Raw genomic sequence first — 15,273 nt, forward strand, 5'->3', positions numbered from 1 at the left:
GCCGGAGGTGACTCCGACGCCCTCGTTTTTCATCTCTCCCTCCGGATGACCGGAAGGGCACTCCGCTAAAGCTTGCCTTGCGGAGGTTACTTCTTCGGCGCCTCGGCAGGCGCGGGCGGCTTGGCCGCGTTGTCAGCCGGGGCCGCAGGTGCCGCGGGCGGGGCCGGCGGAGGCGGAGGCGGCTCTTTCTTTTCCGCACAGGCGGAGAGGCCGATCGTTGCCGCAAGCAACAGCGCGAAGAACAATGCCCAATACTTACGCATTTTCTTGTCACTCCTTTCCCATCGAGGATTTATCCGTTACCGGATATCGGATTTTGGGTTACTTATGCGGCGAAATATAGCACATGCAAAACGCTATGCAATCTTTTTTTTTCATGCCCCTACGCGATTAACGGCCGCCGAATAAAAGCTCGCACAGGCGCAGGAACTCCCCGTCGGAGAAGTAAGCTACCTCGATAACGCCTTTTTTCTGCGTACCGCGAATCCTCACCTTGGTCCCGCCCCGGCGAGACAGTTTTTCTTCGAGGTCCCGGAGATGAGGATCATGACGCGCCGTTTTCCGCACGTGCCTTCTTTTCCCGGCGTTCTTGCAGAGTTCCTCCACTTCCCGTACGGACAGGCCCTTGCGCACCGCAGTCGCAAAGATTTCGAGGATTTTCTCCGGGGGAGCGGCAAGCAGCGCCCGCGCATGTCCGCCGGACAATTTTCCCTCCACGACCGCTTGCTTGACCTGCGCAGGGAGCTTGAGGAGCCGCATCGTGTTCGCGACCGTGACCCGGTCCTTCCCCACCCGCCTGGAGATATCTTCCTGGGAAAGGGAAAATTCGTGCGCAAGGCGGTGAAACCCTTCCGCAAGTTCGATCGCGTTCAGGTCCGCCCGCTGGACGTTCTCCACTATCGTCGCCTCGAGCGCTTCCCGGTCGGAGAGTTTCCGCACGACCGCGGGAACGGTTTCGAGGCCTGCCGCCTGGGCGGCGCGCAAACGCCGCTCGCCCGCCACCAGTTCGTACCCGCCGGCGGTCTGGCGGACGAGAAGCGGCTGGAGGACCCCTTTCTCCCGGAGGGAATCCACCAGTTCGCGCAGATCGTCCGGCGAAAAGGTCCTCCTGGGCTGGAAGGGGCTGGTGCGGATCTGGTCCACCGGAATCCTCAGGAATTCCGTATCGCGCTCCGCAGGGCCGGGCAAGAGCGCGGAGAGCCCCCTTCCCAGAACTTTCTTTTTCAGCGGGTCGGGCTTTCGTTCCATCGGCTCACCATCTCTTTCGCCAGCTCGAGATAGCTCTGCGCCCCGCGGGAGCTCACGGCGTACAGCAGGGCCGGCTTCCCGAACGAGGGAGATTCGGACAGGCGCACGTTGCGGTGTATAACTGTTTGATATACTTGATCTTTTAGGTTATCGCGGGCCTCCGCGGCAACCTGGTGGGAAAGGTTGTTCCTGGCGTCGAACATGGTGAGGACCACTCCCTCCACTTTCAGGCCCGGATTCGCGCCCTCCCGGATCATGGTTATGGTCCGGTACAGGCTGGTCAGCCCTTCGAGCGCGTAATATTCGCATTGAAGGGGGATAAGGACCGTGCGGGCGGCGCACAGCGCGTTCAAGGTGAGCATCCCCAACGATGGCGGACAGTCGATGATTATCACTTCGAAGTCGTCCTTCGCGGGGCGAAGCGCGTCCGCCAGCCGGCTTTCCCGGCGGGAAAGGGAGATCAGCTCGATCTCCGCGCCGATAAGGTCCGCCGAGGAGGGGACCAGGTGAAGATACGGGATTGCCGTCGCGCGAATCGCTTCCTGTATGGGAATTTCGCCGAGAAGTACGCGGTAGATGTCATTTCCGGAATCCTGCCCCGGGGTCACGCCCACTCCCGACGTCGCGTTGGCCTGCGGATCGAAGTCGACCAGCAGCGTCTTCTTCTCCATAACAGCGAGGGAGGCCGAAAGGTTTACGGCCGTTGTGGTCTTCCCCACCCCCCCCTTCTGGTTCGCAACGGCGATGATACGGTCCAACGACGGTCCTTTCGGCATATCCGGGATATATCGCGGAAATAAGTTACCTTTGTACCACGCGGCGGGAGGCCCGCGCCAATAAAAACCGTGTCACTTTGCGCGGACCTCCCGGATTTCGCGCGAGCCCATTCCCCGCGGGAGCGCGAACCGCTCGCGCCTGCCGTACGCCGCGCCCGGCGGCAGCATATCTTCCCCGCCGGACTCCCCCCCCGCGTCGTCCGTCCCGCCTTCCCCCTTCCCGGGCCCGGTCATCAACAGGAGCCTCCCTCCCGGAGAAAGGTATGGGACGAGAAGGCGCGCCGCTTCGAGGGGCGGAAGCGTGGCCCGCGTGACGATCTGCTCGAACAGGCCGATCGGCAGAACCGACCCGGGCACCAACCTCCCCCGGACCACTTCGGCGTTGCGGAGACCCAGCATCGCGCACGCATGGGAAAGGAACGCGCATTTTTTAGCGGACGATTCCAGCATGACCACCCGCGCCTCCGGGAGCACGATCGCCAGGGGTATGCCGGGATAGCCCGCACCGGACCCGAAATCCAGCGTCCTTCCGGTGAACGGGGAAAAAGCCAGGAGAAGGAGTGAATCGAGAATGTGCTTTACCGCCACTTCCCGAGGGGCGGTTATCGCCGTCAGCCGGACAGCACGGTTCCAGCGCAGCATCTCCCCGGCATGGCGGACGAGCTTCGCCGCCGCATCCTCCGGTACCGCGATTCCGGCTCCGGCAAGGAGCTCCGACAGCTCCTTATCGCCAAGCGCCGTCATCCGGCGGTATGTTCCACGTGGAACATTCGGTTTAAACTTTGGATTCGTAAAGGAAATTATCGAGCCGAACACCGTTTTCCGCCACCGCTACTCCACCTTGGGAGGCGCCGGCGCAACACCCCGCTTCAGCGCCACGAGCAGGAGCGCCACCGCCGCGGGGGTCACCCCCGGGATGCGCTGCGCCTGCCCGATCGATCCCGGCCGGACCCGGACGAGCTTGTCCCTTACCTCCGCGGACAGGCCGTATACCGACTCGAAGGAAAATCCCGATGGAAATTGCATGTCCTCGTATTTCTTGAGCTTCCTGGCCTCTTCCTCCTGCCTGCGGATGTACCCTTCGTACTTGACGGTCAACTCCGCCTGCTCCGCCGCCCCCGGTTCCGCCAGGGCGAAGTCCCCGTCGCAGGAAATCAGCATCGCCGCCGTCACTTCCGGCCGGCGCAAAAGCTCGGTGTAGGAGATACCCGGCCGGACCGCCCCTCCCCCCGCTTCCTCCACCACCCGGCAGACCGGGTGGCCCGGAGTCACCCGCGTTTCCTCCAGCCGCCGCAGGAATGCGGACAGCCCTTCGCGTCTTCGGTGGAATTCCCTGTACCGTTCCTCGGGCAGCAGCCCCGCGCGGTACCCGATTCCCGAAAGGCGAAGGTCCGCGTTGTCCTCCCGGAGCAGCAGCCGGTACTCGGCCCGCGAGGTGAACATCCGGTACGGCTCCTGGGCGCCCTTTGTGACCAGATCGTCTATCAGAACGCCGATGTACGCGTCCGCCCGTCCAAGAATCACGGGGGGCTCGCCCTTGACCTTCCGCGCCGCGTTGATCCCGGCGAGAATCCCCTGCGCCGCGGCTTCCTCGTACCCGCTGGTGCCGTTTATCTGCCCGGCATGAAAGAGATTTTCCACGGCCTTGGTTTCCAGGGACGGCCTCAGCTGGACGGGGTCGACGAAATCGTACTCGATGGCGTACCCGGGCCGCACGATCTCCACCTGCTCCAGTCCCGGGATCGTCCGCAGCATCCTGACCTGGATGTCGTAGGGCAGGCTCGTAGACACCCCGTTGGGATAATACTCGGCGGTGCGAAGCCCTTCCGGCTCGAGGAAGACCTGGTGACGCTCCTTTTCAGCGAAACGCACCACCTTGTCCTCGATGGAAGGACAGTAGCGGGGGCCGATCCCCTTGATCACGCCGGAATAAAGCGGAGAACGGGAAAGGCCCGAACGTATCGCCTCGTGCGTCGCCCCGTTGGTCCAGGTCATGTAGCAAGGGACCTGCGGCCTGGCCAACTTCTTGTTTCCGAAGGAAAATGGGACCGGGTCCGCATCCCCTTCCTGCCGGACGGTCCGGGAAAAATCGATGGTCTTTCCGTCGAGCCGCGGGGTGGTTCCGGTTTTCAGCCTCCCGACCGTAAGCCCAAGCTCCCGGAGGGAATCGGAGAGCTTCATCGCGGGGAAGTCTCCGGCTCGGCCCGCCGGGAAATTGACCAGCCCGATGTGCACGAGCCCTTTCAGGAACGTGCCGGTGCACAGGACGACGGTCCTCCCCCTGAAGCGGACCCCCAGGTTCGTCTCCACTCCGACGGCCTTACCCCCCTCCGCGAGCACGGCGTCGACCATGGCCTGCTTGACGTCGAGACCGTAGACGCTTTCAAGCGTCCGCTTCATCCGCAGGCGATAGAGCTGCTTGTCCGCCTGCGCCCGCGAGGAGCGGACAGCCGGGCCCTTGCTGGTGTTGAGCTGCCGGAACTGTATCCCCGTCGCGTCGATGTTCCGGGCCATCTCACCGCCGAGAGCGTCGATTTCCCGGACCAGGTGCCCTTTGGCAAGCCCCCCGATCGCCGGGTTGCAGGACATGAGGCCGATCGCGTCCGCATTGATCGTGAGCAGCAGCGTTCGGCGGCCCATACGCGCCGCTGCCAGGGCCGCCTCGCATCCGGCATGACCTCCGCCGACGACCACCACATCGTACTCGACGGGATAATCGTATTTGAAACCGGTCATTTAACCCCCATGTTCCACGTGGAACGTTTTCACGAAGCGCCGCCCCCCTGCCCGTTCCGGTTTCACTTTCCGATGCAGAAGGACCCGAAGATGGCGGCAAGAACCTCCTCCGGCGCGACCTCCCCGGTGATCTCGGAGAGCGCCAGGGCCGCCTCCCGGACGTCCGCTGCGGGAAATTCCATCGAAAGCCCCTCCCCCGCCGCAGCCTCCGCCCTTTCGAGCGCAGACACCGCCCTCCTGGCGGCGTCCACGTGCCGCAACCGCGTCATCGGCGCCTCGTGGATGATATCACTCTCCGCAGGCGCAAGCTCGCGCCTCATCGCGGCAAGAAGCCCTTCCATCCCTTCCCCCGTCTTCGCGGAGACGGTGAGAGTCCCCTTCATCCCCTGCCCGGAAAAGCCTTCTCCCGCCTCCAAACGAGGCAGGTCGCACTTGTTCAGCAGCAGGAAGTGCGGGCGACCTGCGACTTCCGCATAGGCCTGGCGGTCCCCTTCGTGCGCGGGCCGGCTGCCGTCCAGGAGAAACAGCGCAAGGTCCGCCACGGCGAGTATTTCCCTGCTCCTGCGCACCCCCTCCCGCTCCACGGGATCGTCCGTATCCCTCAGGCCCGCGGTGTCTATCAGCCGGACCGGGATTCCCCCAAGGGACAGTTCCCCGGACAGGTAGTCCCTCGTGGTTCCAGGGACCTCGGTGACGATCGCCCTCTCTTCCCCCAGCAGGCGGTTGAGCAGCCTGGACTTCCCCACGTTGGCCACGCCGCAAATCGCGACGACCGCCCCGTCACGCAGGAGATGTCCAAGTTCATAGGAAGCAAGGTAACGTAAAATGTCCGATTTGATTTCCGATACCCGTTCTATAAGTTGCAACCCGGTTAAAGGCCGGATGTCTTCTTCGTCGGAGAAATCGATGGAAGCCTCCAGCAGGACCAGCAGGGAAAGCACCCTCTCCCGCATGAGTCCCACCGCGTCCCGGATCCCCCCTTTCATCTGCCGAAGCGCAGCCCGCGCCGATGCCTTCGTCCTCGCAAGGATGAGGTCGCACAGCCCTTCCGCCTGCGTGAGGTCCATCTTCCCGTTTTCGAAGGCGCGGCGGGAGAATTCCCCCGGCTCCGCCGGCCTCGCGCCCAGGGAGCATGCCGCCTCCGCGGCTTCCGCAACGATCAGGGGATTTCCGTGCAGGTGGATTTCGACTACGTCTTCCCCGGTGAAGCTGTTGGGCTCGGGGAAGTGGACGACAAGCCCCGAGTCGATCTCCTCTCCGGCGGCGTTGCGTATGGCGCAACGGGACAGCGTTCGAGCGGGATGGTCGTCCGGAAGGGCGCCCGTAAGGCGGCGGGAAATGGAAAACGCGTCAGGCCCCGAGATGCGGAGGATGGAAACCGACCCGGGGCCCGGGGGGGTCGCCGGGGCGACTATCGTCGCATCGTGGCCACGCCTGGCCCGCATTTTCCACGCATGTTATGCGGCAGCCGCCTTGGCTGCCTTTTCCTGGGCGTTGTGGATCAACTGCTGCCCGATGCTAAGTACATTGTTGGCAAGCCAGTAGATGACGAGCCCGGTCGGGAAGCTCCAGAACATAAAGGTGAAAACGACCGGCATGAGCAGCATGATCTTCTGCTGGTTCGGATCGCCTGCCGCCGGGGTCAGCTTCTGCTGGTAGAACATTGAGATTCCCATAAGCAGCGGCAGCAGACGGATCGGGATCATGTATCCCGCAACGGGGATATCCCACAGGTGCTCCGGGGCGGAGAGATCATTGATCCACAGGAAGAACGGGGAGTGGCGCAGTTCGATCGTCACCAGCAGCCCCTTGTAAAGTGCGATGAAGACCGGGATCTGGAGCAGCATCGGCAGGCAGCCGGAGAGGGGGTTGATCTTGTAGGTCTTGTAAAGCTGCATGGTTTCCTGGTTCAGCTGCTGCGCGTTGTCCTTGTACTTCTCCCGGAGCTTGGCGATGATCGGCTGGAGGTCCTGCATTTTCTTCATGGAGGCCATCGACTTCTTTGTTAGCGGGAAGAAGAGTATTTTTATCAGGATCGTCAGGATGATGATGTCGATCCCGTAGTTCCTGGTCACCTTGTTGCTGGCCTTCATCATCCAGACGAGCGGCTTGGCGACTATGGAGAACCATCCGTAATCAACGAGGTCGTCCAGGCCTTTCCCCGTCTCCTTCAGAAGATCGTACAGCTTCGGCCCCGCAAACATCCTCGCCTGCCACCGGACGGTATCCCCGGGGGCAAGGGAAACGGGGGCGTCCACCACCGACATTCGGATGCCGTTTTCGCCGACCAGCGCGATGTTCTCGAGCGTCCACGTTTTGTCCGGCAGCAGGATGATCCCGAAATACTTCGAGTCGGCCGCCGCCCACGTTACCTGGTACTTTTCGACCTTCCCCTTGCCGATCGTCTTCAGGTCGAGCTGTTCTGCTCCTCCCTTGGTCTCGACGACCGCACCGGTGAAGGTATAGGAGTCGGCCGCGAGCTCCCCCCTGAAATCCTGAGATATCTGGAACCCCGGCTTGAACCGGACCGTTTCCCGGGAGCCGTTGGTGACCTGTGCGCGGACTTCGAAATCGTACTTGTCACCGGAAAACAGGTACTCCCGGACGATCCTGGCCCCGCCTGCCGATTCCCAGGCAAGCTGTACGATCTTCTTTTCTCCCGGGGAAACGTTGACGGTATCGGGCGAGTTCGAAGCGAATACCGGCAAGGAAGGGAAGACCGGCTGGCTTTCTTCGAGAGCAAGCTCCGCCGGCAGGGGATGCGTCGCGCCGGAACCGATGATCTCAAGCGGTTTCCCCGCCGGCCCGGGAACATCCTTGTGGCCCTTCAACAGGAAGGACTTGAGCCCGCCTCCCTCGGTGGTGATCGTCGCCGTATAGAGAGGCGTGGATACCACGATTCCCCGTACGGGATGGGACGTCCTTGGGCTTATGCCCCCCGAAACGGCCTGGACCGGTGCCTGCGCGCCTGCGGGTGCGGGTGCGGCCTGGGGAGCCGCGTTATCGGTTTTCTGCGCCGTCCCCTGGGTTCCCGGAGCACCCGGGCCCTTGGGCTGGGGTGCGAACATGTATTGATAGATTAGCAGCACGGCGACCGACAGCACGATCGCCAGGATCATCCTTCGTTCCATCGTACCCTCTTCCTAAATAAGCCGGATTTTCCGCGGCTCATCCACGCCGCCGGGGTTGAACGGGTGGCAGCGCAGGATCCTCCACAACCCGTCAAGCACACCTAAAATACACCCGTTCTCACGGATAGAGCCCATCATGTACTCGGAGCAACTCGGGTAGAACCTGCAATGTTCTCCAAGGAGTGGAGAGATCGCCCTCTTGTAACCCTTCAGGGCGCCGATGAGGAGATCGCCTGGGCGCATTGTCCTTACTTCGGCCCCCACCGCCGGCGGATCGCCGGAAGAAGCTCCCCGGTGACGGATGCCAGACCCGGCAGGGGAGGGGCTTTCTTCACCGTGATTGCCGTGCGGCTTCCGCGGGGGAATACGCTTTTATGATGCCGGTAAAACTCCCGCAAGACCCGCTTGACCCGGTTCCGCGCGACCGCCCGTCCGGCTCGCTTCCCGACGGAGATCCCGACTTTTACGGCATCCCCCCCCAGGAAATCGCGGTAGACGTTGAAATGCGGGGTGGAGGCGCGTTCCCCCTTTCGCACCACCTCCCGGTACTCACGGTCGGTGCGCAGCCTCTCTTCCCGATAATACCGGAAATTGCCCTGCGCCATGCCTTCGGGGACCGCTAAGCCGATATCACTTCTTGCCGCTTATCGTCACGGAGAGACGCTTGCGCCCTTTCGCACGGCGGCGGGAGAGGACCGCCCTTCCCGCCGGCGTGGACATGCGCTTGCGAAATCCATGGGTGCGTTTCCGCCGAAGATTGTGCGGCTGGTAGGTGCGTTTCATCCCTTCTGCTCCTTCCTGGAAACGGGAAAAACATTGCGAACTGGTTACTTTATCCCCATCTTTCCGGGCATGTCAATCTCATTTTACCCGTTTATGATACACTTCCCGGCGTCATGGACCGCAAGAGCTCGCTGAGATATTCGTTGCGGCGCCTCCTCGCTTTTCCGCTGTTGCGCGCGGATGGAAAGCGGGAAAGCCCGTCTCCGTCGGAAAGCGAGCTGCTTTTCGAACTTTCGGGGGAAAATCCCGGAAACCTGCTGTTCGGCCGCTACGACGAGGATAGCTTGCGGAACCGGCTTGCCCGGGCAGGCATTCTCGATGGGCTTGGCCGCCGCGGATATCCGGACCCGCTCATCGTGCTGGAGTGCGAAGAATCCGCAGACCAGCGTATGTCGATTTTCGCCGGAGAGGCATCCCGGGAGCGCCTCCTCCTCGAGGCGCGATTCGAGCTTTGCCGCTTCCGCCTGCGGAAGGCCGTGGGGCCCTTCGAGGAAGGAGCGACCTTCCGCATGATGACGATCCACTGGCTCTCCCTTTCCGACCCGGACCGGCCGTTTTCGCCCAATCGCCCGCGGCTTCCGGGGCAGCAACGTCCGGGACTCGGCCTCATGCCGCAGAGCCTGGCGCTGTTGAAGGTCTTTGCAAGGGAGCTCTCAATCGACGGCGTGCTCGACGTACCCGATCATTTTCACACCGCGCTTTTCTATTCCCGCGCATTCCGGTTCCTGGAGCCGGAGCGGGAGGGCCGCTTCCTGGCGATCGCGCGCGACCTGAAAGGGGTCCCGCTCGCGCTTGCGTCCGAGGCGATCGAGACCGGCTGCATGATCGACGTTCACACCGGGGAACCGCTCCCGTGGGAGCCTGCGGAACAGGTGATGCCTGTGCGAGGGGGGCTGCGCCGATATCTTCGGTCCGACGACTACCGGAGCCTGCGGGATGAGGCTTTTTCCGCCTCTCGCATCGCGATCGATTGGGACCTTTACCGCTCCCGTATCGCCGAACGGGGAGCGTCAGGAAATTATCCTTGATTCCGCTTTTCGGCGTGTGGTACCCTTCCTTCGCCCTGCATTCCGGGGGAGGGCCAAATGCAGATATGCCGCTTGGATCTTCCGACCGCGCGGATTCCTTGGCGAACCACCGTATTTTATTTGCAAGCCATTGATATTAAACAGAAATAATTTTATCCACACCTGTGAATAACCGTGTTAGCAACTTTCGCATCAGAAGGACCTTAAGGCGTTAAGAATGAACGCTTTTCCCGTCGACTTTCCGCGCTCGATCGTCAATTTTCCGGACATCCGACCATGAGCGCCAGGGGCTGGGAAAGGATCCTTTTGAGCCTCAAGGAGAGGCTCGGAAACGACCCCGGATACGAGACGTGGATCCGGCCGCTGCGATACGTCTCCCGGGAAGGCTCCCTGCTTCTTCTTGCGGCGCCGCACCAGTTCTTCAAGCAGTGGGTCGACGAAAATTACTTCCCCCAGATCGAAGAGGCCGCACGCAGGGAACTCGGAAACGACACTTCCGTAGAAATCGTCGTGGGAGGGGAGGAGGACATCGATGCGGGCCAGGCGGCGACCGACCCTTCCTCCGATTTCCCTCACGCGGAGGTTCATACCCGGCAAAAGACACGGAACGGCGCGCTGAACCCGCGTTACAACTTCGAGTTATTCGTCGTAGGCGCGGGAAACCAGTTCGCACAGGCGGCCGCCTACGCAGTGGCGACCGACCCGGCAAAGAACTACAACCCTCTTTTCCTTTACGGCGGCGTGGGGCTCGGAAAAACGCACCTGCTGCACGCGATAGGAAACCTTGTCTTCGAGCGGAACCACCGGCTGAAAGTCTGCTACATCACGGCGGAGAAGTTCACCAACGAGCTGATCTACAGCCTCCGCACGAACCAGATGTCGAACTTCAAGGAGAAGTATCGAAACGTCGACATGATTCTCATGGACGACGTCCAGTTCATCGCCGGCAAGCCGCGCACGCAGGAGGAGTTCTTCCACACCTTCAACGACCTCTACTCCTCCCGCAAGCAGATCGTGGTGTCCAGCGACAAGTTCCCGAAGGAGATCCCGGATCTCGAGGAGCGGATACAGTCCCGCTTCGAGTGGGGGCTGGTGGCGGACATCCAGGCGCCCGACATGGAAACCCGCATCGCGATCCTGAACCGGAAGGCCGAGTCGGAGCAGATCCCGCTGCCGCAGGACGTGTCGCACTTCCTTGCCACGGTGATCAAGACCAATATTCGCGAACTCGAGGGTTCGCTGATAAGGATCGGTGCGCACGCCTCCCTTACGAAGCGGGAGATCAACCTTGACCTCGCCCGCGAGGTTCTGGCGCGGCTCATCGAGCCGGCGGAGAAGGTCATCTCTCCGGACACCATCCTGAAAGCGGTCGCCGACCACTACAGCATCAAGGTTTCCGATCTTCGTTCGGAGCGGAAGCACAAGGTGGTGGCTCTTCCGAGACAGGTCGCCATGTTTCTGATGCGCGGGATGACCCGATGCTCGTTTCCGGACATAGGGCTTCGGTTCGGCGGCCGGGACCATACCACGGTCATGTACGCCGTAAAAAAGATAGAAAATAGATCCAAGGAAGATGTATCTTTGAGAAACACGATCGAGTCCCTCCGCAAACAACTCGAGGGATAAACCTGTGGACACGAAAGGGGAGAACGGTTTTTCCGCAAGTCGCTCACAGCGATGCGACAACTTCTCCGCAGGCTCCGGCCGTCGGATCTCCCGGCCGCTCCTTCGTTTCCGAGCTTCTTCCACAATTCCACAACGACTATTACGACTACGGTCTTTTTAGATTTTCAGAAAGAAGAGGATAGACATGAACTTCACTGTGGATCGTGACCAGCTCATCGGCATGCTGACGCGCGTGCAGGGAGTCGCGGAACGCCGGCACACGATGCCGGTGCTTTCCCACACGTTGCTCGCGGTCGGGAAATCCGAAGCTACGTTCGTGGCGTCGGACCTTGAGATCGTGGTGCGATGCGTTCAGCCCGTGGAGGCGAAGGATACGGGGTCGGTGGCCGTTCCGGCGAAGAAGTTTTTCGACATCGCCAAGGTGCTGCCGAAGGGCCAGGTTTCAATCGCCGGCAAGGAAGGTAACTGCATGGATATCTCGGCGGGAAGGGGACATTTCCGTCTTGCGGGGCTGCCCAGCACGGAGTTTCCGGAGATGCCGGAAAAGCCGAAGGCCGCCGCGGTCCCGGTGGATTCCGAAGTATTCAGAAAATCGGTTGATCGCGTTGCACCGTTCACCTCGATGGACGAGACGAGGTATCACATGGCCGGCATCCTGCTGGAGAAACAGGATGCGGAAGAAAAGAAACTCCTTCGGATGGTGGCCACGGACGGTCACAGGCTGGCGCTGGCGGACGGCGATGTTCCGAACATCGATGCTCTGCTGGGAGAAAGGCAGGCGCTGGTGCCGAAGAAAGGACTGATGGAAATCCGCAAGCTCGCGGAGGGCGGCCCCGGCTCGATAAGCCTGTCGATGTCCGAGAAGTTTCTTTACGCGGGAAAGGGAGACACGGAGCTTTGGGTGCGGCTGCTGGACGCCGAATTTCCGCCATACCGGCAGGTAATGCCGAAGGACAACCAGATGGTGGCGCGCATTCCCCGCGAGGAATTCACGGAAGCGCTGCGCCGCGTCCTCGTCATGGCGCCGGAAAAAGTCCACAGCGTCAAGCTGTCGTTCTCGGGAAAGCAGCTGGAGATGTCGACCGCCGGCCCGGAGCACGGCGAGGCAAGCGATCTGCTTGGCGTGGATTACAGCGGCCCGCCGCTCAAGATCGGGTTCAACGGAAAGTATCTTCTGGATGCCTTCGCAGGGATTTCCGAACAGACAGCGAAGATGGAAATGAAGGACGAAGTATCCCAGGTCATCGTGCGCCCGGATGAAGACAAGGGATTTCTGGCTATCATCATGCCTATGAGGATATTTTAAGCGCCGTAAGGTTGGAAGTGTTTTTCCGGGACAGGCCGGCAGTTGTCGTGAGGGTAGTCGTTGTGCGCGTATTCCACCGGGAAAACGCCCCCGTTTACTGACGAATTAACCCCGCCGCGGCATCATCTGTAATATAATAAATTGATTTACCGACAAAGGACGGGAGAACCATGCCAGAAGGCCGAAACAACGGCCCCGGGAACGGGAACGGCGCGACCGATTACACCGGGGAAAACATACAGATTCTCAAGGGGTTGGAGGCGGTCCGCAAGCGCCCGGCGATGTACATCGGGAGCACGGATACCCACGGGCTGCACCACCTCGTTTACGAAGTTGTCGACAATTCCATCGACGAGGCGATGGCGGGTCACTGCGACGCCATTTCAGTCACCATACAAACCGATGGATCCATCACTATCGACGACAACGGCCGCGGGATTCCCGTCGACGTCATCGAGGAAGAGGGGAGGCCCGCCGCCGAGGTCGTGCTTACGGTTCTGCACGCAGGCGGCAAGTTCGACCGTGAATCGTACAAGGTATCGGGCGGGCTCCATGGAGTGGGCGTATCTGTGGTGAACGCGCTCTCCGAGTGGCTTAACGCTGAGATCCGGCGCGACGGCTCGGTGCACCAGGTCCGGTTCGAGCGCGGAGAGACCGTCACACCTCTTTCCGTCACGGGTAAATCGCGGAAGACCGGGACGAAGATCTCATTCAAGCCGGACCCCGAGGTTTTCACGGAAACGGAATTTTCATTCGACGTCCTTTCGGGGCGGCTGCGGGAGCTGTCGTTCCTTAACGCGGGCCTGAAGATCGTCCTGCTGGACGAGCGGACGGGCAAGTCCCACGAGTTCCAGTACAAGGGCGGGATCGTCTCCTTCGTCCAGCACCTGAACCGCAACAAGACGCCGCTTCATTCGAAGCCGATCTTCATCGATGGTGAGAAGGAGGCGGTAACCATCGAGGTCGCGCTCCAGTACAACGACTCCTACCAGGAGACCGTGTTCACCTTCGCCAACAACATAAACACGCACGACGGGGGAACGCATCTTATCGGCTTCCGGTCCGCGCTGACCCGCGCGATCAACCAGTACGCGAACGCCGGGAACCTGCTCAAGGGCGTAAAGGAGAACCTCTCCGGCGACGACCTGCGTGAAGGACTGACGGCGGTCATCTCCGTCAAGGTCCCCGAGCCGCAGTTCGAGGGACAGACGAAGAACCGGCTCGGCAACAGCGAAGTGAAGGGGATTGTCGACTCCCTCGTCTACGAAAAGCTCGCAAGCTTCTTCGAGGAAAACCCTTCTGTCGCCAAAAAAATCGTGGAGAAGGCGCTCGAAGCCGCGCGCGCGCGCGAGGCCGCCCGTAAGGCGAAGGAGCTTGCGCGCAGGAAAGGGGCGCTTGACTCCGCGGGGCTTCCCGGTAAACTCGCCGACTGCCAGGAACGCGATCCGTCGCGGTGCGAGCTCTTCCTCGTGGAAGGGGACTCGGCAGGCGGCTCGGCGAAGCAGGCACGGGACCGCAGGTACCAGGCGATCCTGCCCTTGAAGGGGAAAATACTGAACGTGGAGAAGGCGCGGGTCGACAAGATGCTCTCCTCGCAGGAGATCGGCACGATGATCACCGCGCTGGGTACGGGGATCGGCGCCGAGGACTACGATCCGGCGAAGCTGCGCTACGGCAAGGTCATCATCATGACCGACGCCGACGTCGACGGCGCGCACATCCGGACGCTCCTGCTCACATTCTTCTTCCGGAAGATGCGGGAGCTGATCGAGCGCGGGAACGTCTACATCGCCCAGCCGCCTCTCTACGGCATCCGCAAGGGGAAGGAGATCACCTATCTCAAGGACAACGCCGCGTTCAGGGATTACCTCATCGAGAACGGGACGAACGGGCGCAGGGTAAGCGGCAAGGGGGGCCTTGGGTCGCTCACCGGCCAGAGGATGACGGCGTGGCTTAAAAAAATCTCCCGCCTGGAAACGATCGCGACTCGCGCGGAGCGAAGGGGCCTGCCCGCGTTCGTCCTGCTTTCGCTGGGGGCGCGCGCGGCCGAAGGCGCGAAGGCGCTCTCCGGCGAGGGATCCGCGAAAAATTTCTTCAACACGCTTTTCAAGGAGTGGAATGTGTCGCGGCCCGAGATCTCCCACTCGACATTCTCCGTCGAACCGGATCCCGACACGGAAGGCGAAAGCGTGCGGGTCATGCTGCGCTGGAAGAGGGGCGGGCTGCCGATGGAATGCCTCGTAAACAGCCACCTGATGGCCTCCGCCGACCTGCGCGAGGCGAACCAGTTGTTCTCACAAGTTCTTGAAACTCTCCCTCCGCCGTACCGGCTGGAAGGGGACGGGGGATTTCCCGAGGCGGACGGCCCGCTGTGTCTCCTGGGGCACGTTCTGGAGGCGGGGAAGAAGGGGCAGACGATCCAGAGGTACAAAGGGTTGGGCGAGATGAACCCCGACCAGCTCTGGACGACGTCGATGAACCCGGAGACCCGCGACCTGCTCCAGGTGGAGGTGGGGGACGAAACCGACGCCGACGAGATCTTCACGAAACTGATGGGCGACCAGGTGGAGCCCCGCCGCGAGTTCATCGAGAAGAACGCCCTGGACGTCACCTCTCTGGATATCTGATCCGGCACAGGA

General features: G+C 61.7%; 14 protein-coding genes. 4 read left to right on the forward strand and 10 right to left on the reverse strand.

All coding sequences use genetic code 11. The features are described 5' to 3' along the window. Positions 1–86 precede the first annotated feature (86 nt). The 10 genes from HY896_13730 to rpmH all read right to left on the reverse strand — a co-directional run bounded on the left by HY896_13730 (position 87) and on the right by rpmH (position 8,674). Positions 87–263 (reverse strand): hypothetical protein, encoded by a 177-nt coding sequence (locus HY896_13730; GenBank protein ID MBI5577406.1) that lies wholly within the window; start codon positions 261–263, stop codon positions 87–89. Between the two features lie 127 nt (positions 264–390). Beyond that, complete coding sequence (locus tag HY896_13735) at positions 391–1,248, reverse strand: ParB/RepB/Spo0J family partition protein (protein ID MBI5577407.1); 858 nt, start codon at positions 1,246–1,248, stop codon at positions 391–393. Further along, positions 1,224–2,006, reverse strand: coding sequence for a ParA family protein (locus HY896_13740; protein ID MBI5577408.1), 783 nt, complete (start codon positions 2,004–2,006; stop codon positions 1,224–1,226). Before HY896_13740 ends, HY896_13735 begins: the two co-directional genes overlap by 25 nt. Positions 2,007–2,096: 90 nt before the next feature. Beyond that, a complete protein-coding gene (gene rsmG, locus HY896_13745; protein MBI5577409.1) occupies positions 2,097–2,768 on the reverse strand; it encodes a 16S rRNA (guanine(527)-N(7))-methyltransferase RsmG in 672 nt (223 codons plus the stop codon). Between the two features lie 87 nt (positions 2,769–2,855). Beyond that, positions 2,856–4,760, reverse strand: coding sequence for a tRNA uridine-5-carboxymethylaminomethyl(34) synthesis enzyme MnmG (gene mnmG / locus HY896_13750; protein ID MBI5577410.1), 1,905 nt, complete (start codon positions 4,758–4,760; stop codon positions 2,856–2,858). Between the two features lie 62 nt (positions 4,761–4,822). Next, positions 4,823–6,205, reverse strand: a complete 1,383-nt coding sequence (gene mnmE / locus HY896_13755; GenBank protein MBI5577411.1) for a tRNA uridine-5-carboxymethylaminomethyl(34) synthesis GTPase MnmE — start codon at positions 6,203–6,205, stop codon at positions 4,823–4,825. A 12-nt stretch (positions 6,206–6,217) separates the two neighbouring features. After that, on the reverse strand, positions 6,218–7,891 hold the full coding sequence (yidC, locus tag HY896_13760) for a membrane protein insertase YidC (protein MBI5577412.1): 1,674 nt from the start codon (positions 7,889–7,891) through the stop codon (positions 6,218–6,220). A gap of 12 nt (positions 7,892–7,903) precedes the next feature. Next, the gene (gene yidD / locus HY896_13765) at positions 7,904–8,134 is read right to left on the reverse strand and encodes a membrane protein insertion efficiency factor YidD (GenBank protein MBI5577413.1); all 231 of its coding nucleotides are present in this window, start codon (positions 8,132–8,134) and stop codon (positions 7,904–7,906) included. Between the two features lie 5 nt (positions 8,135–8,139). Continuing rightward, positions 8,140–8,496 carry a ribonuclease P protein component gene (gene rnpA, locus HY896_13770; GenBank protein MBI5577414.1) on the reverse strand — a complete coding sequence of 119 codons (357 nt, stop codon included), beginning with the start codon at positions 8,494–8,496 and terminating at the stop codon, positions 8,140–8,142. Between the two features lie 25 nt (positions 8,497–8,521). Beyond that, entirely contained in the window at positions 8,522–8,674 is a 153-nt protein-coding gene (gene rpmH, locus HY896_13775) for a 50S ribosomal protein L34 (protein ID MBI5577415.1), read from the reverse strand. A gap of 113 nt (positions 8,675–8,787) precedes the next feature. Here rpmH and HY896_13780 point away from each other — a divergent pair, with 113 nt between their 5' ends. From HY896_13780 to gyrB, 4 genes are all read left to right on the forward strand, one after another. After that, positions 8,788–9,702: a hypothetical protein gene (locus HY896_13780; protein MBI5577416.1), complete on the forward strand. Its 915-nt coding sequence runs from the start codon at positions 8,788–8,790 to the stop codon at positions 9,700–9,702. 276 nt (positions 9,703–9,978) lie between these two features. Further along, the gene (gene dnaA, locus HY896_13785; GenBank protein MBI5577417.1) at positions 9,979–11,328 is read left to right on the forward strand and encodes a chromosomal replication initiator protein DnaA; all 1,350 of its coding nucleotides are present in this window, start codon (positions 9,979–9,981) and stop codon (positions 11,326–11,328) included. A gap of 184 nt (positions 11,329–11,512) precedes the next feature. Beyond that, positions 11,513–12,634, forward strand: coding sequence for a DNA polymerase III subunit beta (gene dnaN / locus HY896_13790; GenBank protein ID MBI5577418.1), 1,122 nt, complete (start codon positions 11,513–11,515; stop codon positions 12,632–12,634). Positions 12,635–12,804: 170 nt separating this feature from the next. Beyond that, a complete protein-coding gene (gene gyrB, locus HY896_13795; protein MBI5577419.1) occupies positions 12,805–15,261 on the forward strand; it encodes a DNA topoisomerase (ATP-hydrolyzing) subunit B in 2,457 nt (818 codons plus the stop codon). The last annotated feature ends 12 nt before the right edge of the window (positions 15,262–15,273 follow it).

The sequence above is a fragment of the Deltaproteobacteria bacterium genome, assembly GCA_016218975.1.
In the GTDB taxonomy this organism is placed as follows: domain Bacteria; phylum Desulfobacterota; class Deferrimicrobia; order Deferrimicrobiales; family Deferrimicrobiaceae; genus JAENIX01.